The organism is Lamprobacter modestohalophilus (assembly GCF_016583905.1).
Taxonomy (GTDB): Bacteria; Pseudomonadota; Gammaproteobacteria; order Chromatiales; family Chromatiaceae; genus Lamprobacter; species Lamprobacter modestohalophilus.
This window is the reverse complement of sequence record NZ_NRRY01000057.1, coordinates 1-22,536: the sequence shown is the minus strand read 5'-3', so window position 1 is coordinate 22,536 and position 22,536 is coordinate 1. Positions and strand designations below refer to the sequence as shown.

Sequence of the window (22,536 nt, the reverse complement as noted above, 5' to 3'; positions counted from 1 at the left end):
CGTGATTCAGGGTCGCTGTTTCCACTGCGGTCTGCCGTTGGATCGCACGGAGACGGTCACGGCAACCGTTGCCGGCGGCGAGCGTCACTTCTGCTGTACCGGCTGCAAATCGGTCTGTGAGGCCATTTTTGCCGCTGGACTCGAGGGCTTCTATCGGCGCACGCCTGAAGGCGAGGTGCTCGGGCCACCGCCTGAGCCACCCAAGCAGCTCGCGCTCTATGACCTAGACGAGGTCCAGGCCGCTTATCTCGATACCACGGCCGACCTGCGCGAGATCAATCTGCACGTCGAAGGCATCCACTGCGCGGCCTGTGTCTGGCTCATCGAGACCGGCCTCAGCAAGATGCCAGGCGTCGAGGAGGCTCGGGTCAATCTCACTGGTCGCCGGCTGCGCCTGAAGTGGGATAACTCGCGCCAGCGTCTGTCAAGCCTGATCGGGCGGCTGGGCGAGATTGGCTACGCCGCGGTGCCTTTCGATCCGGAGACCGCCGAAGGTGCTCTCAAGCGGGGCAACCGCGCGCTCCTCTTCCGCATGGCGTTTGCCGCCTTCGCGGCGATGAATCTGATGTGGGTCTCGATCGCGCTCTATGCAGGGGCCGACGAGGGTGAGTTCCGCGGACTCTTCCACTGGATCGGCTTCGCCATCGCCACCCCGACGCTGATCTATTCCGGCTGGCCCTTCTATCGCGGCGCCTGGCTGGGGCTGCGGCAGGGCGCCCTGACCATGGATCTGCCGATCGCGATCGGCGCCTCGATCACCTACCTGTACTCGCTCTACGTCACGGTCGGCGGCCAGGGCCATGTGTACTGGGATACGGTAGTCAATTTTCTCTTCGTGATCTTGGTTGGGCGCTTCCTCGAGGCGATGTCCAAGCGCCAAGCGATGGCCTCGACGCAGCGCCTGTTGGATCTGCAACCGAAGATTGCCACCGTTCTGCGTGACGGCGAGGAGGTGGTGGTGCCGATCCGCGCGGTCGCCATGGGCGATCTGCTGCTGGTGCGCCCCGGCGAGACGATTCCTGCCGACGGGATCGTTAGCCAGGGGCGCAGCGAGGTCGATGAGGCCATGCTGACCGGCGAGTCCGAGCCGGTCAAGCGCGCCATCGGCGACAGCGTTACCGCGGGCACCCTGAATGGTGCTGGCGTGCTCGAGGTACGGGTCACCGGTCTGCTGCGCGATACCGCGCTCGGGCGCATCATCCGGCTGGTCGAGGACGCGCAGTCGAGTAAGGCGCCGATCCAGTCCTTGGCGGATCGGATCGTGCCCTGGTTCGTCGCTCTCACTATCGGCCTGGCGCTGATCACCTTCGGGCTCTGGAGCGGGCGCGATCTGGAGACGGCGCTGATGGCGGCGACCTCGGTGCTGATCATCACCTGCCCTTGCGCCTTCGGACTGGCGACGCCGATGGCGATCGCGGTGGCCTCTGGGCTCGGCGCTCGCCACGGCATCCTGATCAAACAGGGCGCGGTGCTGGAGACACTCTCGGATATCGACCATTTCGTGTTCGACAAGACCGGCACGCTGACCGAGGGGCGCCCGGAAGTCATTCAGGTTCAGACCTTGGCGGCTGATCTCGGTGAGCCGACCGAACTGGAGGCTGGCTGGCAGCGTTGGCCGGCAGATGTGGCGTTCTCTCATGCTCAACCTGAGTTATTGCGGCTGGTGGCGGCGCTAGAGCGGGTCTCTGAGCATCCCTTGGCGCACGCGGTGGTGCGCCTGGCGAAAGGCGCTGGGATCGGGCTGGGCTCGGCTGAGGTGCGGGACGTGCATGTTGAGCCTGGCGCAGGGATCAGTGGCAGCGTTGATGGTCATCGACTGGTGATCGGGACACGCGAGTGGCTGCGTGAGAACGGCATTGACTGCCAGACGCCTGCGGCAGGCGGAAATCCGTCGGCGTTACCCGAGAGTCCACTTCCAGCCGGCGAGCCTGCCGCCCCCCTCGGCACCACCTTGCACTGCGCCATCGACGGCGTCGAGCGCCTGCGGCTGCTCGCGGCCGATCGCTTGCGCGCGGATGCCGCCGAGGTCGTGCAACGGTTGCAAGCCGATGGGATTCGCGTCACGCTGCTGACCGGGGATCGCGAGGCCGTCGCGCGCCGCATCGCCGCACAGCTGGGGACGATCGAAGTGATCGCCGATGTTCGCCCCGAGGATAAGGACCGGGTGATCGCCGATCTGCAACGGCGTGGCGAGCGGGTGGCGATGGTCGGCGATGGCATCAACGATGCGCCGGCTTTGGTGCGTGCCGATGTTGGCATTGCGGTGGGCAGTGGCACCGATGTGTCGATCGCCAGTGCCGACATCGTGTTGATGAGCGCCGAGCTGATGCGAGTGCGCGATGCTGCAGCCCTGTCGCGGCGCACGCTGCGCACCATCCGCCAAAACATCGGCCTCTCGATTACCTACAATCTGATCATGGTGCCGCTGGCGATGGCCGCGTTGATCACGCCGTTAGTCGCCGCGATCTCGATGCCGCTGAGCTCGCTGGCGGTGATCGGTAACTCGGCACGGCTGCGGCGGCTGTTCAAGCAAGGCGCGCGGTCGTCAGCCGCTCGGAGCAACCCACGAGGTTAGTGAATGGAAGTGATCTATGGCCTGATTCCCGGCATGCTGTTGCTTGGGCTGGTGGCAGTTGTGGTGCTCTTCTGGGCCGCACGCAGTGGTCAGTTCGATGACCTGGAAGGCGACGGCCAGCGCATCTTGATGGACGAGGATGCCGATGCTGAAGAGGCGCGCCGCTTCCCGGATGCTGAGATTGATCGGAAGGCGTCGAGCCGAGATTCAGCGAGCAGCGGCGAAAAACGCCGCTCTTAGCCATGCGCGTCGCAGCTGCTCGCGGCGCACCTGCTCGCAACGCAACGCAACGGCTCGACAGCCTTATTTGACGCTGCCGAATGAGGCATCGACGGCGCCCGCTGGGGGTTTTAGGCCCGCTAAGCGGCAGCCTTGTGCCACTGGGCCGCCAGGCAGGAGTTCATACAAGTGTTTGAGGCCGCCACGATCGTGGAAATGCTCGTCGAGGGCATCGTGAAGCGCGCGTGTGTTGGGTTGCTCGTCTTTGGCGAAAAACGTTTGCAGTGCTCGCACCACCTCCCAGATGTCGTCGCTCAGTGTCAGGCCTTCGCTGCTGGCTTGCTGTTCGGCATCCGCTGGACTCCAATCCGCTGGCGCTTGCGGGAAGCGCGGGTCGTGGGTTGTTGCGCCTGGGTTCATGATGTCGCGCATGGTCTCTGCCATCGGTGGTTCTCCTCGTTGTTGCTGAGATCGTTGTTTTCGGAGATTTACGCGATGCCTCGGCACAGGTCAAGTCGCGTTCTGCGGCTGCTCCACGCAATTTGCTCACTCTGCAACCTCAACTTGCAATTACTCGGCAAGCACTCGCGTACGGAAAGGCTAACCCCTCACGGCGGTGCCAGCAGTGTGCATAAGGGGTCAGCGGCTGAATTGGCGCAAGGCACGTCGCCACTCCGGACGACGAAGTGCTTGTTTCTAAGGTAAGGACTTTCCCCAGCTGAGCGCCCGTCTTGCCCCCACTTTTGCTGCCCGCTCGGTTTGGGGCTAGTGCCACTGGCGGATTCCGGCTTACCATCGTCATTACCGCGACGCGGCTGCGTTATGGTGGAGCCTAGTGGAGACTTAGTGCTGGCCTAGTAGAGCGCTAGTAGAGCGCTAGTGGAGTGATGGTGGAATCGAGCTTCGACGGAGAGCAACATGGCTTCTGATGACGTTGTCTTACCGGGTACCAAGGTGGTGCTCTTCGACGACAAGGCAGCGGTGGCTCAAGCCGCCGCTGATGCCATTCTAGCGGCTGCAGATGCGGCCATCGCGCGTCATGGCCGCTTCCGGCTGTGCTTGGCCGGCGGAACGACCCCGACCGCGGCCTATGCGCTTTTAGCGGATGCGGATGCGGATGCGGATGCGGATTGGTCGCGCTGGTGGATCTATCACGGCGATGAGCGCTGCCTGCCGATTGCCGACCCGGAGCGTAATAGCCTCGCGGCCGATCAGGCCTGGCTGAACCGTGTGTCCGTGCCGCGTGGCCAGGTGTTCGCCATCCCGGCCGAGCTCGGCGCTGAGGTTGCCGCCGAAGCCTATGAACCGTTCGTCGCGGCGGCGCTTCCGTTCGATTTGGTGCTTTTGGGGATGGGGGAGGACGGTCACACAGCGAGCCTATTTCCGGGTCGCAAGGTGCCTGACGACCGGCTCGCGATGCCGGTGCATGACTCGCCGAAACCGCCACCAGATCGCGTCTCGTTGACCACTCGCGCATTGTCGCAGAGCGAACAGTTGCTGATCCTGGTGACCGGGAGCGGTAAGGCGGATGCCATTCGGAGCTGGTCGGCGGGCGAGCCTTTGCCGGTGGCGCAGGTTGCGACAGCCGCTCAGAGTCGAGTGTTGATTGATCGCGCGGCTGCAGCCGCGCTGATCTGATCGGCAGGATGCGGCAAGAGGTCGGGCGCCCTGGCTAGGACGCCCACCAAACTCGCCTTCAGAACGCGGTGCCAGGCTCCTTGCCGAGCTTTTTCAGGATGACAGCGAGCGGGCAAAAGCCGGTAAAGGCCGACTGCAGCAGGTTGAGCCCGACGAAGCCGGTGAACCAGAGCCAGAGGGGGCTGACAGTTGCAGCCAGGATGGCGGAGATCAGCACAAAGGCGCCGGCGACCGCAAACACGATACGTTCGATACTCATCAAATGAACCTCAGAGAGACAGCGTGATTCACGCACTGGAGAATAGTCTATTGAACCGGCCTTCGTCTTCGCAAGCTTGCCGGCGTCGTGGACGCTACTTATGCGTCGTACGTTGCTGCCGCCACTGTTGCGGGTCTAGGGCCCGGCTGCCCTAGATGCTGGCCAACGAGTTAGCGCCACTCGCTGATCTACTCGACCCCGGAGCCTATCCGCATCCGGTGGATCAGGTCGAAGGTCTGATCACGCATATCTCGCAAATCTTCTTGGCGGGCGACTATGCCTACAAGCTGAAACGGCCGGTGTCGCTTGGGTTTGTTGACTTCTCGACCCTAGGCCGCCGGCGCTTCTACTGCGAGGAGGAGCTACGGCTCAATCGCCGCCTGGCGCCGCAACTCTATCTGGATGTTGTTCCTGTCGTTCGTGTTCGCAATCAGGTGCGCATGAATGTTGAGGGTGAGGTCATCGACTATGCGCTGCGGATGCGCCGTTTTGAGCAGCGGTTGTTGCTCTCGCAGCACCCGCTGAATGAATCGCTGGTCGACCGCCTGGCCGAGCGCGTGGCTCGCTTCCATTCCAGCCTATCGCCTGCGCCGCCCGATACGCCCTATGGTGATCCGAGCGCTGTGTTGGCGCCGATGTTAGACAATTTTCCGCCTCTGCGATCCGCGCTCGCGGTTTGTGAGGGGCAGGAAGCTGAGGTTAAGCGTTGCCTTCAGCGCCTTCAGCGCCTGGAGCGCTGGACACGCAAGCGTTTCGCATTCCTGCGGCCCGTCATTGAGCAACGACGTCGCGATGGCTTTATCCGCGAGTGTCATGGCGATATGCACCGCGGTAACATCGTGGTGCTTGACGAGCAGCCGCTGATCTTCGATTGTCTTGAGTTCAATCCGAGCCTGCGTTGGATCGATACCATGAGTGAGGTCGCCTTTCTCACTATGGACCTGGCCGAGAGTGGCGCGAGCAGCTTCTCGAGACGCCTTCTCAACCGCTACCTTGAGGTCAGCGGTGATTATGCTGGGCTGCGGTTGCTACGCTTTTATCAGGTCTATCGTGCGCTGGTGCGGGCTAAGGTCAGCGCGATCCAACTCATGCAAGCGCAACCGTCACAGGCCATCGAGACGGGGCGACCTTCTCCGCCCTCCGGCTCGCCACCATTGGACGCAGACGCCCCGAGCCCTGCGCCCCGCTGCTCGTCCGGGCTCAGCGTGCGCGCAGCGCTTTTTCACTATCTCGCGCTGGCCAAAACCTGTACCGGTCGCCATCGGCCCAAGCTGTTTATCACCCATGGCCTCTCCGGTAGCGGCAAGACCTGGATCGGAAATCTCTTGCGCGAGCACTTACCGATCATTCAAATCCGCTCGGATATCGAGCGCAAACGCCTATGCGGTGTTGCGCCGCAGAGCCGTCCTTCAGCGCAGCAGGTTGCGCAGCTCTACACCGCCGATGTCAACGAACGGACGTATGCACGCCTCCTCGCGCTCGCGCGGGAGTTGATCGAGGCCGGGTTCAGCGTGCTGGTCGATGCGACCTTCTTGCAACGCCGACAGCGGGCCCGTTTCCGAGCACTCGCGCAAACCTTGAACTGCCCCCACCGCATCCTTGTGATGCAGGCGCCGATGCACCTCTTGCGCGAGCGAATCAGCGCGCGCAGCCTTGTGGGCGCCGACGCTTCAGATGCCGACATCGATGTCCTGAGCTTGCAAATTGCCAACCATGAGCCGTTGACCGAGGCCGAGCATCCAATGGCGGTCTTCCTCAATAGTGAGGCGCCGATGCAGATCGAGGCCGTACTTGCGCATGTTGCGGGCGATCCGGGCAAAAGGGCCCCGGGGATTGCGTCCTTGAGCACGGCGTCGCATGCAGCATCGTAATCGCACCGAGCTCTTCGCCGGCATTGAGCAGGTGGTTCGAGACCTCGAGGCTGAGGGTTTGCTGCGCCTGGCGCAGCCCGGGCGGCCAGAGGCGATACGGCGCGTGCTCGAGGGGCGTCTCAATCCGGTGCTCGATGCCTTTCTGCTCGAGTCTCAGCCCCAGGTTGAGGCCTATGCGACGGTGTTGATTGCCGATATTCGTGGCTTTACCGCGCTGATGTCGTCACTGCCGATGGCGACCATGATCGAGCTTCTGAATCGCTGGTTTGCCGCGATGACCGCGATCATCGATCGATTTGGTGGTGTGGTTGATAAGTTTGTTGGCGATGCCGTGATGGCGCTGTTCGGGCTGCCGGACGCGCGCGGCGATGATTCGTTGCGGGCATTGGCCTGCGCGGCGGAGATGCAGAGGGCCATGCTGGCGCTCAACCAGGACGCTCGGGAGCGCGGTCTGCCTGAACTCTTCGCCGGCATTGCGTTGAATACCGGTAACCTGGTTGCTGGCAGCTTCGGCTCAACGGCGCATAGCGAATATACCGTGATCGGCGATGTGGTGAATCTGGCATCACGCATCGAATCCTTTGCGCTGCGCGGGCAGGTGCTGATCAGCGAGTCCACCCGTGCTGCTGCTGCAGACCTGATCGAGGTTGGCGCTGTCAACGTGGTGCGCTTCAAAGGGATTAGCCATCCGGTGCAGCTCTATGAGCTGCTGAGTGTGCATGCCCCGCAGTGTCGGCTAGTGGTGCCGCCGATCGAGGTGCGCCGCTCGCCGCGTATCGGCGTCAGTCTGGAGGCGACCTTCCGCCAAGTCGATGCGCAGGGCATCCGGCCGATGCCGATTCCAGGTCTGATTAACGATATCGGCTATTTTGGTTTGCGGGCTGATCTCCCGCTTGGGCTGCCTGATGCTTCAGATGTGGTGATCAGTCTTGCGTCGCATCAGGGATTGTCTGATGTCGGCGACCTCTACGCGAGGGTGGTGCAGACGGTGCCTTGGGCAGACCACTTCCGCACGAGCCTGGAGCTCAGCTCGGCGGATACGGCATCGCAGCAGCGACTTAAGGATCTGATCGACGAGTCGCTTTGGCGTCACTGATTCCCTGGCTAGCGCTGGTCCCCGCGCGCCTCCTTGTGGTTCCACTCGCGCACCTCTTCGCGTCACTACTCGCGCACCACATAGAGCTCGACCCGGCGGTTGCGCTGCCGTCCCGTGTCGGTTGCATTGGATGCGATTGGGTTTGTCGAGCCCAGGCCCTTGATGCTGAGTCGTGCTGACTGAATCCCCCGCTCGATCAGCGCATCGCGAACGGCGGCTGCGCGTTGCTTAGAGAGTTGAAGGTTGATGTCGGCGTTGCCGGAGCTGTCGGTGTGACCTTCGATCTGCACGACCAGATCTGGATGACTCACCAAGATCTCGGCAATCTGGGCAAGGGTCGGCCCGGCGTCCTCAGGCAGCAGGGCGCTGCCGCTGGGGAAGCGGATGTTGTCGCCGCTCAGGTTGACTAGCAGACCACGATCGGTCAGTTGGGCGCCAAGTGGTGCGAATTGCTCGTAGAAGTCATGAATCTGATCGGAGGTCTGCTCTACCGCATCCTGACGCAAACGGTCGCTCTGCTCGCGAGCGCTTTGCAGGGCCGTCTCTTGCGTTTGCATCTCGCGACGCATCGCCTCGAGGGCGGCCTCAGTGTCAGCGATGCGTGCTTCGTAATCGGCCGTCTGCGATTGATGGTCATCGGTGCGAGCCGCGAGTGTCTGTTTCAGCTCGTCGAGCGCGCCCTTTGCCTCATCGAGCTCAGCGCGCAGCTGCGCTTGCTCCTCTTTGTCCGCAGCGGTTTGCTGCGCGGTGGTCTCGCGCGCCGCCTCGAGCGCGCGGTTGAGGCTCTCGATGCGCTGTTCGGCCTCTGCCAAGGTCTGCGCGTGCGCTTCACCTTGGGTTTGTTGCAGGGTGGCGATGGCCGCTTTGCGCTTCTCCTCCGCCTCGGCTAAAGCGGCGGCGCGTGCGTCCTCATGCTGCGCCTTGGCCTCGGCAAGTTGTTGTTCTAGGGCTTCGCGTCCGGCATCAAGCTCGGCCTGGAGACTATCAATGCGCTGTGTGGCCTCAGCGAGTTCAGCCTCGAGTGTGACGCGTTCGGCATCAAAGTCCTTGCGCAGCTCGGCCATTGCGGCCTCTTGCTGATCGTTGGACTGGCTTGCCGTCTGATCCGCGGCGAGTTGGTCTCGTTCGGCAGTGATGGCCTCGAGATCGGTCTCTAACTGCTCCACGCGCGCCTGCAAGGCCAGTTGCTCGGGGCTTGGCTTAGGCGCGGATGATGTATCGTCTGACGTTGGCGGCTCTTCGTTGGTCGTTGCTAGCAGCCGTTCTAGCTCGGCGCGGCTTTGGGTCGTAGCAACCAACTTTTCCTGCAGCTCGAGGATGGCCGCCTCTTCCGTTGCGACTAGGCCTTCGAGCTTGTCCTGGGTAGCAGCACCGCGTTCGAGCTTGTCGTTCAGCAGGGCCTCGGTCTGGTTGGCGCGATTTAACAGGGCGTTGAGTTCGGCGATGGTGCCGTCGTCGGCTGCCAACTTGACTTCGAGCTCGTGTCGGGTCTCCGCCGTATCGGCCAAGTGGTCCTCGAGCGCGGCGCTGGCCTCGATCGACTCACGCAGGTCCTGCTCAAGCTTGTCCTTGGCGCGTTTCCAGGCCTCGGTCTCGGCCGTCAGCAACGTCTTCTCCGTGCTGAAGTCATCGATGCGTGCGCTCAGTTCCGCGAGCTGTTGTTCATGTGCCTGCTGCATGGCAGACGTTGCGCTCTGATGCTCGTCCGTGACTGATTCCAGCTGCTCGGTATGGCGATTCTTGAGCGCGTTGATCTCGGCCTTCGCTGCGTCCAGTGCCTGCTGTGCACTGGCCAGCTCATCCTTGGTGGCGTTAAGGGTCTGGTTGAGTGCGCGCAGCGACTGATGCTCATCGCCAATCGCCTCTTGTAACTGGTTGCTGTGGTAGCTGTAGAGCAGATAGACAGCGATCAATGAGGCGAGCACAAGCCAAAACAGCGGCTTCCAGATCGATTGAGATGATTCGGACACGTCACATCCTCCCGGATTCGATGCGTCGCGCTCTGGGGCTGGCGCGATCTTGTTGGTGTTGGGACCCCAGGTTTGGGCTAAGCCGCGGTCGTTGGTCGAGTGGCTGCGGCCTCCAATGGTGAGCGAAGGCAGACAGGCGGGCAGGGCTCTAGGCCGGAGCCGCCGCCATTATGCCGTTTTCTCCGTGATGGGGCGGTTCAAAAACGACCTGAACCGCACGGACTTACCCAACAGCGGCCAGCCGCTCAGGCTCTAATCCCTTCAACGCCGCAAACACCCCATCGATCACATTGTCTCGTCCCGCGAACAATGCATCTGGTCCACAGGCATGCAGGTGACTAAACGGCGGTTCGTAGAGCGCGGCGGCGTCCATGAGCCCGCGCGCGGTCAGTTGGTCGATGATCAACTCGATGAAGCGCATCTGCGGTGGGGTGAGGCTGCGGTCGTTGAGGAACTGCGAGAAGGCCGCCTGAGCCGCTTGGCGATCCATGCCGACGAGGCTGCGAACAAAATGCACCAGCGAAGGCGCGCTGTTGCGCTCCAAGAGCCCGGAGAGCAGGGTCTTGCCCTCATCCTCGCCGATCTTGACCAGCGTCGTCTCCAGGTGCTCCAGGTCGGTCGGGGTCAGCGGTTGGTTGGTCCGCAGGCGGTGGATGACGATGTTGTCCAGATGGCTGCTCAGGTAGGCCTTGACCTTCTTCTCGTACTGCACGCCGGTCATGCGCGGCACCGCAACCGCCGCTTCCTCGCGCACGCCGAGGACCTCGTCTTTGAAGTCGGTGTAGACGACTTTGCGCTCCTTTTTGTCGAGCAGCGGCACCAGGCCCCGCAGGCGCAGGCGTAGCTCCTCGAGCTGCGGGAGGCCGATGCCTTCCCAGAAGTCCGTCTCCTGCAGGCTCGCGAGATAGGCGAGCTGTTGCTGAACGGCGGGGATCGCCTGCTTCTCCTCCAGCAGCATCGCCATCTCGACCACGCGCTGGCGTTGGCGCTCGAAGGTGGCGCTGTCCGTCTCGGCCAGTGCCAACTGCATGCGTAGCGCAGTCAGGTCAAACTGTCGCGACTCCAGATCATCGGTCTCGCTCTCGGACGGCAGGCCGGCAAGCTCGCGCTGTAGGATTTCGCGGTCCTGCTCGGTGAGATCGTCCCAGACAGCGCGCTCCTGGAACCGCTCAACCGGTTCCAGGTGCATCCGCACGATGAAGTTCTCGCGGTTCATTGCCGCCACCTCGGCATGCAGGCCGTCGCTCAGAGCGATCTGCAGATCGGCATCCGGGTCCAGCTCGGGGGTGGTCTGGAGGTGCCCGAGCAGCGCGACTCTGGCGCGGAACAATCGGGTGCCCAGCGGCGCGCTGTCGCGGGCGTTGATGCCCTCCGGATGCTCTTTGAAGAAATCGAAGTTGAAGCAGAAGTCGAAGACGCGAAAGTCCTGCTTGTCTTCGCCGGGGCCGAACAGGTCTGGGCAGAGCCGGGTGCCGCGGCCGATCATCTGCCAGAACTTGATCTTGGAGTAGACCGGCTTGAAGAAGACCAGGTTGGCGATCTCGGGGACGTCGATGCCGGTGTCGAGCATATCGACCGAGATCGCGATCTGCGGCCGTTTCTCTGGTTGGGCGAAGTCGTCGATCAGGCTCTGGGCGTACTTGGCATAGTTGTCGATGACACGCGCGAACTGGCCCTTGAGGTGCGGGTAGTGGTGGTTGAAGCGCTGCTCGATGAAGACGGCATGGTCGTGGTTGCGGGCGAAGATCACCGTCTTGGCGAGTCGATCGCCGCCGTCGACGCGGTGGCCGTGCTCCATCAGGTGCTGCAGCACCTTGTCGACCGTGTCCTTGTTGAACAGCCAGCTGTTGATGGCGGCGGCATTGACCCGCTCGGGTAGGCGCTCGTCATCGGCGTCATCGCCCCAATCCAGCGCCTCCCATTGCGCCTTCTCCTCATCGCTCAAGCTGTCGTAGTCGATGCCCTCGCGTGGGAAACGGAGATCGACCTGCTGGACCTTGGGCGGCACCAAGAAGCCGTCGTTGACCGCCTGTTCCAGCTCATAGGCGTCGGTCGGCACCCCTGGCTCCAGATCGAACAGCGCATAGGTGTTCTTGTCGACCTCATCACGCGGGGTCGCGGTGAGCCCAACCAGCAGGGCGTCGAAGTAGCGGAAGATCGCGCCGTACTTCTGATAGACCGAGCGATGGGCCTCGTCGATGATGATCAAGTCGAAGTGGCCGACGCCGAAGCGGGCCTCCTGGCCGGCGGTCTCGTTGATCAGGCCCATCATGGTCGGATAGGTGCAGACGTAGACCCGGCCCTCAATGTCCTTCTCGGTGACCAGATTGACCGGGCTGGATTCGGGCAGGTGCGCCTTGAAGGCATTGCACGCCTGCTTGACCAGGGAGACGCGATCGGCCAGGAACAGCACGCGCTTGGCCCAGTTGGCGCGCTGCAGCAGATCGACCAGGGCGATGGCGGTGCGGGTCTTGCCTGTGCCGGTGGCCATCACCAGGAGCGCCTTGCGCCGCGCGGCCGTGAACAGCGCACAGAGGCTGCCGATGGCGCGCTTCTGGTAGTAGCGCCCGGCGATGGCGTCCTTGATCTGACTGACATCCAGCGCCTGGCGTTGGCTGCGGCGGATGATGAGTCGGCTCAGCGCGTCCTTGCTGTAGAAGCCGGCGATCTGGCGTGGTGGATAGGCTTGGTCGTCCCAGAGCCAGGTGCTGTAGCCGTTGGTGGTGACGATCAGCGGGCGCTGGCCGTGCATCTGCTCCAGGCAGTCGGCATAGAGCTTGGCCTGCTGCTGGCCGGCGTGCGGGTCGACGCTGGTCTTCTTCGCCTCGATCACCGCCAGCGGTTTGCCGTCATCGCCCCAGAGCACATAGTCGGCGTAGCCGATGCCCGTGCCAGAGTCCACGCCGATGGGCATGCCGGTGACCTCGACCTCGCGAACCTTGTGGCTGCCGGGGGCTGGATCGAGCGCCCAGCCGGCGCGCTTTAGCTCGATGTCGATCAGGTGCGAGCGGGTCTCGACTTCGGAGTAGTCGTGGTCGTCGGGCACCTGCTCGGCGGCGGCGCGGACCTCGGCGAGCTGATTGCGCAAGGCCTGGATCTCGGTGTCCAGTGCATCGCGTTGTTGTTGGCGTTTTAGCGCCTCGGCGGTCTGCTCGGCGAGCTTGGCCTCCAGGGCTTCCAGCTCCTGGCGCGGGACGACCTCGTGACTGCTGAGGGCGGGCGGGACGCGCTCGTCGCTCCAGGCCGCACCGGCCCGTGAGATATCCGGGGTGTAGGTGCGGACCAGCCAATAGCAGACGTGATGTAGCTCTCTAACCACCTGCAGCGCATCCTGCTCGCGCACCGGGCGCGGATTGTGGACGGCTTCGTTGCCTTGCTGTTGGATCAGCCGCGCCTTCAGGTAGACCGCCTGCGGGACCAGGTTCTGGAAGCTGGTGGCGTGTAGCAGTGCGCCTAGGCTGTTGTCGTAGGGATGCTGCAGGTCGCGGTCGTGGCGGTAGAGCCAGTGGACGATGGCCTCGAGCGTGAAGCGAGCGTGGAAGCAGGCGGCGCGGGGGTCGCTCCAGATGTGGCCTTCTGCCTTGGTTGCGGCATCTTGGATGTCGCGGAACTCCGGGGGTAGGAAGGCGAAGTTGGTCATGGGCAGCCCTCCGCCGGGGGCAATTGAGCGTCCACCAGAAAGCGCACGATCAGGCGACCCGCAAGATCAGGTGGTCGGTTTGGGCCGCTGCGTAGTTGAGTGCGGCGGTGATGTCAGCGTCTTCCAAGTACGGATAATCCGCCAAGATCTCGTCGCGTGAGGCACCCCCTGCAAGCATGTCCAAAATATCCTTGACGCGCACCCGCAGGCCTCGAATGCATGGCCGACCTCCGCAGACCTCGGGATCAACGGTGATGCGTGCTAAGTCGGTCATGACGGTGTCTCCAAGGGTAGATTCATAGTCCGGCCCTTTTAAGGTGCATAAAAACAACAATTAAGATCAGTGGCTTACGATGCCAGGTCAATCTGGAAGTCACCGAACCATACGATCCGCCGCAAGTACCTTGACGAAAAATCAGGGGCTTGCAGTCAGACGAATTTCTTCACCTTAAAAGGGCTGATTCATAGTCCGGCCCCTCATAGCCCATACCGCTTTGCCAGATAGGCCAACTTGGGATTGTCCTGCAGCGTTTGGTCACTGAAGGATGGCTTTTGAAGCTTGCCTAGCCAACTTCGCGAAAAAGTTGGCTTACCGGGGCGCTGTCGCTGTTCCGCTCGATAAGGAAACTGGCGAATCACCCGATAGGCGAGTCCCAAATACTCGCTATCGAGTTGATCGATCTCTGCCTTTACTTGTTCGCGACTGAACTTCTGTGTGCTCACATCCCGCTCCCAAAATGACTCTGTATGCAAGCTCGCGTTAACCCTTGGCGGGAGCGGCAAGCAGATTGGTAAACAGCTTGGTGTTCTTCCACCGATAGGTGAGAAAGTGCGAGAAATCGACGGCAGGGTTTGTGGTATCGATCGCGGCGGTCCATCAGGCCGAACCAGAAACCGGTGTCGACGATGATCATACTGGCCCACCGTGCTTGTGTGAGAAGTCAAGCTGCGCCTTGTAGGTGGTTGATAGCTGTTCGTCTGTCTCCAGGCAGCCGACTAGGCCCGCTTCCTCAAAGACTTCGAGTAGCGATCTTCGCTTGGCAGCGCCTCTGTCGCTATCAGCCGCGGTAACGCCTGGGCGGTCCTTGATGAAGTCGATGAAGTCGAGCACCTCACGCGCCTTCTCCGGTGGTAGTGTCAGGCTTTTCTGGTAGATGGTTTCGGCGAGCGTCATGGCGGCGATCTCTCAGAGTTCACCGTTGAAGGCGCGGGATTGGAGCGAGGCGAACAGGGTGTCGAGTTCGGTGAGGTGGGCGCGGAGGCGGGTTTTCTGGCGCTCGATGGACTCAACGATGGTGGCGAAGCGGCGTTGGAGATCAAGCGGTGGAATGATCACTTCAACGGATGACAACGCCTTCTGGTCAATTGTCGTCATCGTCGCAGTTTTCGACTTGGACTTTAGTACAGCACGCATCGGAACAGTGCGAAGCTGCTGATTCAAGAACACCGGATCAATGATGCTCAGGTTTGGAGAGATACGAATCAAGTGGCACTCGAATAGAGCCTCATTGGAGCCACCTAGGAAAACGTTGTTGTATGCGATCCCGTCTAGCTTGAGAGAGGATCGGCAGAACAAAATGTCGCCGAACGTTAGCCCGTATCTCTCTACCTCGTCCGAGGTTGCTTTAAGTCGGCGGGACCTAGATGTATCGATCTCGTTCCCGTAAAAAAGCTCCTCTACCCAGACAACCGGCTTTCCTTCATCTCTAAACTCGGAATATTCATGGTTTTTCCGGAAAACGCCGTTGTTTGGCTTGCGGACGACTATACTCGCGATCCTATCTAGCCCCCACCCCATCGGATTGGTCACAGGATCACCAAACAGATCGAGGAATGTGGACTGAAGGAGCCTGTCGAGTTCGGCGAGGGACTCGCGGCGCTTGGCCCGCAAGGCGTCCGCAGCATCCAGAATCGCCGCAATCCGCTTCTGCTCAGCGAGGGGCGGGAGGGGAAGCTCAACCTTCGCGAGATTCTTACGCGATACACGCTGGCGCGTTGTTCCCGTTACATGACGAGCTATGCCATTTCGCCCGAGCGGCGAATTAATGCCATGCATGAGGTACCGATTATCAACTTTGCGCCGGTCTGGTCGGATCACACACACGTCTACGACTGTGACGCATGGCATCGGGTCTCCAGGGAAAATGCAGCTACGCCCCAACGGGGCCGGCATCCGCGCAACCAGCACATCTCCTTCTTGGAGAAAAGTGCACCTCAGGTCCCGTGCCTTCTCTAGTGTCAGGAATCGCCCCGACTTGTTGATCCAGACGCCATCACCGACATCCGCAAGCTGGGTCAAGCGCACGTCGCCTTGAGGATCTTGGTCCTTGGACTCTACCCAGTCACCATCGGTAAACACCTCGGCGTCTACTAGCGCATCGCCGAGCGGAATGTTAGTGCTCACTGAAGCATCTCCGCCAGTTCCTTTCGCTCCTCCGCAAGTTCCTCCTCCAGCCTTGCCAGCCGCTCCAGAATCAACGCTGGCGGGTCATACTCCATCGTCTCGTCCTCGACCTCCTCATAGCGGTTGATCGAGAGGTCGTAGTCGTTGCCGGCGATCTCGGCCTTGGGCACCAGGAAGCTCTGCTCGGTGCGTTTGCGCTCGGCCTCGGCGTCGTGCCCTTGTGCACGCAAAGCCCGCCAGCGGGTCAGGATGTCCGGCAGGTCACTCTTGTCCGGCTGCGGCTTGCGCTTGTCATCGAGCGAGAAGCCGTCGGCGCAGATGTCGCGCAACACGTCTTTATCCTCCCGCATAATCTCCTCCGCGGCCCGCATTTGCCGCGTCAGCTCCGGGCTGTAGGGACTCAGCAAGACACCCTCAGGCACTGCGATCAGGTATAAGGTGTCTCCTACTTTCGCATTCAGCAGAGCGAGTGCTTGCGGTGGCAGGGTGACCGTGGCCGCATTGCCGATGGTTTTGATCTCAAGCGCAATCATGGGATTCCGATCCTCCTGGTTGAACGTCCAACACATGCCTCGCCTCCAGCTCGCGGGCTAGGGCTTCCTCGCTGGGAAGCACGGCCAAATACTTCGAGGCAAACAACTGCTCGCTCTCATGCAGCACCGAGTAACGCACGATGGTCTCGTCGCGATCGGCGCAGAGGATGATGCCGAGGGTCGGGTTGTCATCGGCGCCGCGCTTGAGGTCGTCGAACAGGCGCACGTACATGTCCATCTGGCCGATGTCCTGATGGGAGAGCTTGTCGGTCTTCAGGTCGATGAGCACGAAGCACTTGAGCAGATAATTGTAGGAGACCAGGTCGACGGAGAAATGGCTGGTCTCGGTGCTGATCCGAAACTGGCGGGCAACGAAGGAGAAGCCGCGACCGAGCTCGAGCAGGAAGTGCTGGAGCTTGCCGATCAGTGCGGTCTCGAGGCCGGCTTCATGCAGGCGTTGGTCTTCGGGAAGGCCGAGAAATTCGAGGACGTAAGGGTCCTTGATGAGGCCGCGGGGGTCCGGTGGCTGGCGGTCCTCGGCGGGGGCTTTGGGTGACAGCAGGCGCCGATGCCAGCCACTGCGGATGTTGCGCTCCAGCTGACGGCTGCTCCAGCCTTGGTCGGCGGCCTCGCGGATGTAGTAGGCGCGGGCCTCGGCGTCTTCGACGCGCATGATCAGCCGGTAGTGGCTCCAGCTCAATTCTCTACGCAGTGCGTAGAGTTTTTCCTCGGTCGGAAAAGCCAGATAGAACTGGCGGAAGTTGAACAGATTGGCGACGGAGAAGCCTCTGCCGAATTCATCGCCCAAGCGCCGCGACAGCTCGGGCATGAGTTGGCTGCCGTAGGCGGCCTTGGCCTGGCCGCCTTGTTCCTCCTCCACGATGCGCTGACCGATCTTCCAGTACGCCTCGACCATGATGGCGTTGACGCTGGCGTAAGTCCGGCCGTGCGCCTCGGAGAGAATGGCGCGGATGCGCTCGAAGAAGGCGTCGGGCGCTCCGGCGAGCTCATGGGTCATTGCAGCAGCGACTCCAACGCCTGCCGTCCTTCGGCGATCTCCGCGTCGAGCCTCGCCAACCGCTCCAGAATCACCGCTGGCGGGTCGTAGTCGACCGCCTCGTACTCGACCTCCTTGTAGCGGTTGATCGAGAGGTCATAGTCGTTACCGGCGATCTCGGCCTTGGGCACCAGGAAGCTCTGCTCGGTGCGTTTGCGCTCGGCCTCGGCGTCCTGCCCTTGTGCACGCAAGGCTTGCCAGCGGGCGAGGATGTCGGGCAGGTCGCTCTTGTCCGGCTGTGGGGTGCGCCTGTCGTCGAGCGAGTAGCCGTCGGCGCGCATGTCGTAGAACCAGACCTGGTCGGTGCCGCCCCTCGATTGCCCCACAGGGCCGGTCTTGGTGAACAGCAGGATGGCGGTGGAGACCCCGGCATAAGGCTTGAACACACCCGAGGGCATCGAGATCACGGCATCGAGCTTCTGATCCTCGACCAGGATCTGGCGCAGTGCCTTGTGCGCCTTGCTGGAGCCGAACAGTACGCCATCCGGCACGATGATCGCGGCACGCCCACCGATCTGCAACAGGCGCAGGAACAGCGCCAGGAACAGCAGTTCGGTCTTCTTGGTCTTAACGATCTGCAGCAGGTCCTTGGCCGTGGATTCGTAATCGAGGCTACCGGCGAAGGGCGCATTGGCGAGGATCAGCGAGTAGCGCTCGGCGTCGTTGCCATCATCGGAGACCGACTGCGCGAGCGAGTCCTTGTAGCGGATGTCTGGGTTCTCGACCCCGTGCAGCAGCATATTCATGCTGCCGATGCGCAGCATGGTGCTGTCGAAGTCGAAGCCGTGGAAGGTGCCCTCGTTGAAGCGCCGGCGCGATGCTTCGCTCTTGTAGATGGCCTCGGCATGGTGTGTGCGCAGGTGCTCGGAGGCGGCGATCAGAAAGCCGGCGGTGCCGCAGGATGGATCGCAGATGACATCGCTGGGCGTCGGCGCGGTCATCTCGACCATCAGCTTGATGATGTGGCGCGGGGTTCGGAACTGCCCGTTGGTCCCGGCCTGGGCGATCTTGTCGAGCATGTACTCGTAGAGATCGCCCTTGGTGTCGCTGTCGGCCATGTCGATGGCATCGAGTTGATCGACGACGTTGGCGAGTACGCGCGGGGTGGGCATCATGAAGATGGCGTCGCGCATGTGGTGCGAGTAGGTGGAGTCGCCTTCCGCGTCGGTGCCGCCGCCCGGTCCGTTCCGGCTGCCGAGGGTCTTGATGAAGGGGAAGACCTCATCCTTGACCGTCGCGAACATCTGCTCGGGCGCGGTCTGCTTGAAGCGCGACCAGCGCAGCTTCGACTGATAGTCCTGAAAGATGGGCGCTTCGATCGGCTGGCCGGTGCGCGCGGCCTTGCGCTCGCGCAGGGTGTGCAGCTCGTCGAGGCGTTTGATGAACAGCAGGTAGGTCAGTTGCTCGATGACCGAAAGCGGGTTGGAGATGCCGCCGGACCACATGCTGTCCCAGATGCGGTCGATCCTTGATTTGAGTTCTCCTGTGATCACGCATTTCTCCTGTCATGGGGTATCGTCACCGCGCGATGCGGTCATCCTTCAGTGTGATGGACAGCGTTGTCACTGTCCTCTGACTGCCAATCTAGGACCCGTGTAACGGATCTCGTAACCTTCGACGCTTGTGGCCTGGAGACGTTGAAGCGTCGCCAGCATCGAGGAGGTGTTCGAGTTCGGCGAGCCATCCAGTGGATCATGTCGTCGATCCCTCAAGAGCGTTGGTTTGATGACGCTCAGTCCGGCGCACGAATCCGCACCCGCTGCGCCGTCACGGTCAAAATCGCACCGGATTCGAGATCGGCGGCGTAGCGATCAACGACTTGAGCACAATAAGGGCCTTGTTGGCGCGCCGATAAACCGACGAGTCGTAGGATGCCCCGATGCGGGCGTCGATAGACGATCGCTAACTCGCCGAAATCCTTGTCTAAGGTAACGATGACCCTTGCCTCGCGAAACGCGATTGCCATGATGGCGTCATCTCCGGGGTCTGGCTCGGAGTCGCCCATCCAGACCACATCGTGGCCTCGATCTCGCAGGACAGACGCGGCACCGCCCCAGACACAGGTATCCAAGAGCAGTTTCACGCGGCGGTATCCACCATCACTGGTTCAACGCGCTCGTGTTCGACCAAACGGTGGGCGTAACCGAGACAGGCCAAAATATCCTCAGGCTCCAACCAGGGATAACCTTCGAGCAGGGTCTCCATGTCATCACCCGCTGCCAGCATCCCCAACAGGTGCTCGACGGCGAGGCGCCGGCCGCGAATGATCGGCTTGCCACCAAAGATGCGTGCATCGATCGTAATCCGCTTTAATAGGTCGTCGTTCATGTGCTTGGACTCCGATTTGGTTCGGCTTTGTTGTGGTGTTCTAGATCTGGATGTCTTCCGAGGTCATAGCCGGATGATCCAGTCGCTTGGACAGCATCATCGACTCGAGACAAACAGATCTGTAGCACTACCGTTGAACTCTCGGTGGGTCGTTTATGGCGGTCAGCGACAGGCTTCTTCAAGCCGCCCGCACCTGCTCACCGCCCTTCAATCGACATTCTTGGATCAACCGCCGCAAAAACAGCTCAGGTTCAGTCCCAAAGTCCTCACCGAGCAACGCGCGCTGCCGGCAGACATTCGCCACATCACCCGCGGTGAGCAACTCCAGTTGATCTAGATGCCGACCGATCAGCGTTGCGATCTGCGCCTCGGCATCGCCATAGACCTCTCGGGCAAACAAGACTCGCCGTTGTGCCGGTGACAGTGCCCGGAAGTGTAGCTTGAAGTCAAACCGGCGCAGCGCCGCCTGATCCAGACCCTGCATCCGGTTGGTCGCAGCGATGAAGATGCCCGGATAGCGCTCCAGCTGCTGCAACAGCTCGTTGACCTGCGTGCGCTCCCAACTGTGCCGAGCCTGGCCGCGATCGGTCAGGAAGCTGTCGACCTCATCGAGCAAGAGGACGCTGCGCTCCGGATCGGTGCTCTGGAACAGCCGCGCCAGGTTCTGCTCGGTCTGCCCGACGTAGGGCGAGATCAGCTCCGAGGCCTGACGCGCAATCAACTCGCGGTCCAAGGCTTCGGCCAGCACCTCGGCGAACTGGGTCTTGCCGGTGCCCGGTGGGCCGTAGAAGCACAGACTGCCGCGACCACTGCGCTGCAAGGCCTTGAGCAGTTGCCCCGGCTGCCACTCGCCAGCGAGATTCAGCAACGCCGGATCAAACGCCGTTGCCGGCCTGCGCTGCCGGGGTGCCGGCGCGCCATGGAGCAGGGTGCGCTGGGCGCTGATGCTGTGGGTGGCCACGGTATCCGGGTCGCTGTCGTTGCGGATCTTTACCAACTGCCCGGCAGCCCCGAACTGTGCAGGCGTGAGCTGCTCATCCTGGGCCAGCTGATCCAACAGCGAGGCCGACACCCCCAGCGTCCCCAAGTGGCGCTCGGCCATCTGCCGCCGAACCGAGCGTGGCGGGGTGTGGAAGGGTACTGGCAACAGGAAGCGGCGCAGGAAGGCCGGGTCCATAGCCTCGATGTCGCTTGAGGTCGAGCAACGGCAGCAGCAGCACCAACAGCTCAAAATCATTGCTGTCGCTGCGCGAACTGAGGCGCGACTCGGTGGCACTGATCGCGTCTAACACCCCGAGCGCAAGGCGGGCGAGCCGAAGGTCTCTCGCGGGCACTGCGATCAGATCCTCGCGCCAGAGATTGAAGGACGCACGGCGCTGACCGTTGGCCTTGGCGTTGTTGCTTGGGGTGCTGGAAGATGTGCGGGGCGTTGGCATGCGCGGTCTCCTGTGTCGTCGATGAGGCCTATTGAACCATGCTAATGCGACAGGGACTGTCCAACCTTATGGGCGATACGCCGCCCATGCCCGCAGCCCATAACAACCCCTTGAGCCGATCCTTGGGGGTATAGCTGCCAAGCGCTTCTTCGGAGTCGAGTGCGGTCGAGCCTCGAAGCTGACCCGCACAGTGGTTTCGATCTATGCTAATCAGACCTTCCCCACTTCCCGAGTATCAAGTCATGCACATTGATATCGAACTTGATCCATCAATCGGCGAGCGGTTGTTCGCTGTGGCCGAGCAGCAAGGACAAAGCGCCTCGGCGCTGATTGCCCAGGCGCTGCAGGCCTGGTTGGCGGAACGCTCCGCCTGGCCAGCGGCGGTGGCAAACTTCGAGGGCATTCCAGACGCACCGCGTTTCGAGGCGCTGCGCGATGCGATGCCAGCGCCCACTGATGATCCGCTGGCATGAAGTACCTGCTTGACACCTGCACGGTGTCGGACTTCGTCAAGGGCAAGCCGAAGGTGCTAACGCGCGTGAAGGCCACGCCGCCGGCTTTGATCGCGATCTCGACACTGACGCGCATGGAGGTGGCCTTCGGGTTGCACCTGAAGCCGGCACGGGCGCGTGAGCTGACGCCCGTGCTGGAGGCGTTTTTCGCATCCATCACCACGCTGCCCTTTGCCTTGGGCGATGCGCAAGCGGCCGCCTCGGTGCGCGCGGACCTAAAGGCCCGGGGCAGGCCAATCGGTCCCTACGATGTCCTGATCGGCGCGACGGCTTTAGCGCGCGGCTTGACGATGGTGACCAGCAACACCGACGAGTTCGAGCGGATTCGTGGATTGCGCCTGGAGGACTGGCGCTAAGCCATCGGGGTCGCTCATTGTGGCAGACCCTAACCATTGTCCACCACGAGATTCTGGCCGGTGATGAAAGGTGAAGAGGTGGTGTTCTAGATCAGGATGTCTCCCGAAGTCATCGCGCGATGATCCAGTCGCTGGGACAATATCATCGACGCGAGGCCAACATGTCGGTACGCTACCCCCGCGCCGGTCCATCAAGTAGAGGCTCATAGCATGAGACCTCAGAGTTCTACCCGGATAGCGGCTCACCCCCACCCACCAGCCGCTGCAGCGCCATGAGCGCCTCCAGGCTCGAATCATCGAACTGGACCCAGGCCGGGTAGCGACTCTGTGCGCCATCCTGAGCGACCCAGCCCACAAGCCGAATGCCAGCGGCGACCACTGGCGTCTCGAACGACATCAGCAGGCGGATGCCGACCGGGATCAACTCGGCGCCGGCGAGCGATGATCTTGCAGCGATCAGTGGGTGCGAACTCCGGGCGCGTCTGGAGCGCGACCGCGCGGCGCGCTCGCTACCCCATATATGGTCCGCCCCGCGATGCAAGAGCCACTTGACTGTTCAGCAGAAGGAAACGTTGCGGCCATATATCCGGCGTCGTGATGAGGTGGCGTGATCGCTCCTCGCGCCCTGATGGAATCCGCGCG

Annotated in this window: 23 protein-coding genes; 7 read left to right on the top strand and 16 right to left on the bottom strand. The window is 62.2% G+C overall.

The features are described 5' to 3' along the window. The first annotated feature begins 1 nt into the window (after position 1). Together CKO42_RS22140 and ccoS are read left to right on the top strand one after the other, a co-directional pair. Positions 2-2,575, top strand: a complete 2,574-nt coding sequence (locus CKO42_RS22140) for a heavy metal translocating P-type ATPase metal-binding domain-containing protein (RefSeq protein ID WP_200249199.1) — start codon at positions 2-4, stop codon at positions 2,573-2,575. A 3-nt stretch (positions 2,576-2,578) separates the two neighbouring features. Beyond that, complete coding sequence (gene ccoS, locus CKO42_RS22135) at positions 2,579-2,815, top strand: cbb3-type cytochrome oxidase assembly protein CcoS (protein ID WP_200249197.1); 237 nt, start codon at positions 2,579-2,581, stop codon at positions 2,813-2,815. A 63-nt stretch (positions 2,816-2,878) separates the two neighbouring features. Here ccoS and CKO42_RS22130 read toward each other — a convergent pair whose 3' ends face one another. Further along, complete coding sequence (locus tag CKO42_RS22130) at positions 2,879-3,238, bottom strand: TusE/DsrC/DsvC family sulfur relay protein (protein WP_200249182.1); 360 nt, start codon at positions 3,236-3,238, stop codon at positions 2,879-2,881. Between the two features lie 474 nt (positions 3,239-3,712). Here CKO42_RS22130 and pgl point away from each other — a divergent pair, with 474 nt between their 5' ends. Further along, positions 3,713-4,432 carry a 6-phosphogluconolactonase gene (pgl, locus tag CKO42_RS22125; RefSeq protein WP_200249171.1) on the top strand — a complete coding sequence of 240 codons (720 nt, stop codon included), beginning with the start codon at positions 3,713-3,715 and terminating at the stop codon, positions 4,430-4,432. Positions 4,433-4,490: 58 nt separating this feature from the next. Here the strand turns inward: pgl and CKO42_RS22120 are convergent, their stop codons facing one another. Then, positions 4,491-4,691, bottom strand: a complete 201-nt coding sequence (locus CKO42_RS22120) for a YgaP family membrane protein (protein WP_200249157.1) — start codon at positions 4,689-4,691, stop codon at positions 4,491-4,493. 155 nt (positions 4,692-4,846) lie between these two features. On the opposite strand from CKO42_RS22120, the gene CKO42_RS22115 reads away from it, so the two are divergent. Both CKO42_RS22115 and CKO42_RS22110 read left to right on the top strand, forming a co-directional pair. Next, positions 4,847-6,562, top strand: a complete 1,716-nt coding sequence (locus CKO42_RS22115) for a bifunctional aminoglycoside phosphotransferase/ATP-binding protein (protein ID WP_200249156.1) — start codon at positions 4,847-4,849, stop codon at positions 6,560-6,562. Continuing rightward, positions 6,549-7,658: an adenylate/guanylate cyclase domain-containing protein gene (locus tag CKO42_RS22110; protein WP_200249154.1), complete on the top strand. Its 1,110-nt coding sequence runs from the start codon at positions 6,549-6,551 to the stop codon at positions 7,656-7,658. The genes CKO42_RS22115 and CKO42_RS22110 overlap by 14 nt, the downstream gene beginning before the upstream one ends. A 65-nt stretch (positions 7,659-7,723) precedes the next feature. Here the strand turns inward: CKO42_RS22110 and CKO42_RS28335 are convergent, their stop codons facing one another. From CKO42_RS28335 to CKO42_RS27575, 13 genes are all read right to left on the bottom strand, one after another. Beyond that, positions 7,724-9,628 (bottom strand): OmpA family protein, encoded by a 1,905-nt coding sequence (locus tag CKO42_RS28335; protein WP_200249152.1) that lies wholly within the window; start codon positions 9,626-9,628, stop codon positions 7,724-7,726. Positions 9,629-9,851: 223 nt separating this feature from the next. Beyond that, entirely contained in the window at positions 9,852-13,268 is a 3,417-nt protein-coding gene (locus CKO42_RS22100; RefSeq protein WP_200249151.1) for a DEAD/DEAH box helicase family protein, read from the bottom strand. Between the two features lie 49 nt (positions 13,269-13,317). Continuing rightward, positions 13,318-13,542, bottom strand: coding sequence for a DUF433 domain-containing protein (locus CKO42_RS22095; RefSeq protein ID WP_200249148.1), 225 nt, complete (start codon positions 13,540-13,542; stop codon positions 13,318-13,320). Positions 13,543-13,745: 203 nt separating this feature from the next. Then, positions 13,746-13,991, bottom strand: a complete 246-nt coding sequence (locus CKO42_RS22090; protein ID WP_200249145.1) for a hypothetical protein — start codon at positions 13,989-13,991, stop codon at positions 13,746-13,748. Positions 13,992-14,178: 187 nt separating this feature from the next. After that, positions 14,179-14,442, bottom strand: coding sequence for a hypothetical protein (locus CKO42_RS22085; protein WP_200249142.1), 264 nt, complete (start codon positions 14,440-14,442; stop codon positions 14,179-14,181). Positions 14,443-14,454: 12 nt separating this feature from the next. Beyond that, positions 14,455-15,672 (bottom strand): restriction endonuclease subunit S, encoded by a 1,218-nt coding sequence (locus CKO42_RS22080; protein ID WP_200249140.1) that lies wholly within the window; start codon positions 15,670-15,672, stop codon positions 14,455-14,457. Then, positions 15,669-16,205, bottom strand: coding sequence for an AbrB/MazE/SpoVT family DNA-binding domain-containing protein (locus CKO42_RS22075; protein ID WP_200249131.1), 537 nt, complete (start codon positions 16,203-16,205; stop codon positions 15,669-15,671). The genes CKO42_RS22080 and CKO42_RS22075 overlap by 4 nt, the downstream gene beginning before the upstream one ends. Beyond that, positions 16,192-17,223, bottom strand: a complete 1,032-nt coding sequence (locus tag CKO42_RS22070; protein WP_200249128.1) for a PDDEXK nuclease domain-containing protein — start codon at positions 17,221-17,223, stop codon at positions 16,192-16,194. The genes CKO42_RS22075 and CKO42_RS22070 overlap by 14 nt, the downstream gene beginning before the upstream one ends. After that, entirely contained in the window at positions 17,220-18,755 is a 1,536-nt protein-coding gene (locus CKO42_RS22065; protein WP_200249117.1) for an N-6 DNA methylase, read from the bottom strand. The genes CKO42_RS22070 and CKO42_RS22065 overlap by 4 nt, the downstream gene beginning before the upstream one ends. A gap of 239 nt (positions 18,756-18,994) precedes the next feature. After that, a complete protein-coding gene (locus tag CKO42_RS22060; protein ID WP_200249114.1) occupies positions 18,995-19,345 on the bottom strand; it encodes a DUF5615 family PIN-like protein in 351 nt (116 codons plus the stop codon). After that, positions 19,342-19,590, bottom strand: a complete 249-nt coding sequence (locus CKO42_RS22055; protein ID WP_200249111.1) for a DUF433 domain-containing protein — start codon at positions 19,588-19,590, stop codon at positions 19,342-19,344. The genes CKO42_RS22060 and CKO42_RS22055 overlap by 4 nt, the downstream gene beginning before the upstream one ends. 178 nt (positions 19,591-19,768) lie before the next feature. Next, positions 19,769-20,692, bottom strand: a complete 924-nt coding sequence (locus CKO42_RS22050) for an AAA family ATPase (RefSeq protein ID WP_242479606.1) — start codon at positions 20,690-20,692, stop codon at positions 19,769-19,771. Then, positions 20,625-21,026, bottom strand: a complete 402-nt coding sequence (locus CKO42_RS27575; protein WP_242479605.1) for a hypothetical protein — start codon at positions 21,024-21,026, stop codon at positions 20,625-20,627. The genes CKO42_RS22050 and CKO42_RS27575 overlap by 68 nt, the downstream gene beginning before the upstream one ends. Before the next feature lie 242 nt (positions 21,027-21,268). Here CKO42_RS27575 and CKO42_RS22045 point away from each other — a divergent pair, with 242 nt between their 5' ends. Continuing rightward, positions 21,269-21,499 carry a ribbon-helix-helix domain-containing protein gene (locus CKO42_RS22045; RefSeq protein WP_200249098.1) on the top strand — a complete coding sequence of 77 codons (231 nt, stop codon included), beginning with the start codon at positions 21,269-21,271 and terminating at the stop codon, positions 21,497-21,499. After that, positions 21,496-21,894, top strand: a complete 399-nt coding sequence (locus CKO42_RS22040; RefSeq protein ID WP_200249095.1) for a type II toxin-antitoxin system VapC family toxin — start codon at positions 21,496-21,498, stop codon at positions 21,892-21,894. Before CKO42_RS22045 ends, CKO42_RS22040 begins: the two co-directional genes overlap by 4 nt. Before the next feature lie 226 nt (positions 21,895-22,120). On the opposite strand, the gene CKO42_RS22035 is transcribed toward CKO42_RS22040, so the two are convergent. Continuing rightward, a complete protein-coding gene (locus CKO42_RS22035) occupies positions 22,121-22,318 on the bottom strand; it encodes a hypothetical protein (RefSeq protein WP_200249091.1) in 198 nt (65 codons plus the stop codon). Positions 22,319-22,536: the final 218 nt, after the last annotated feature.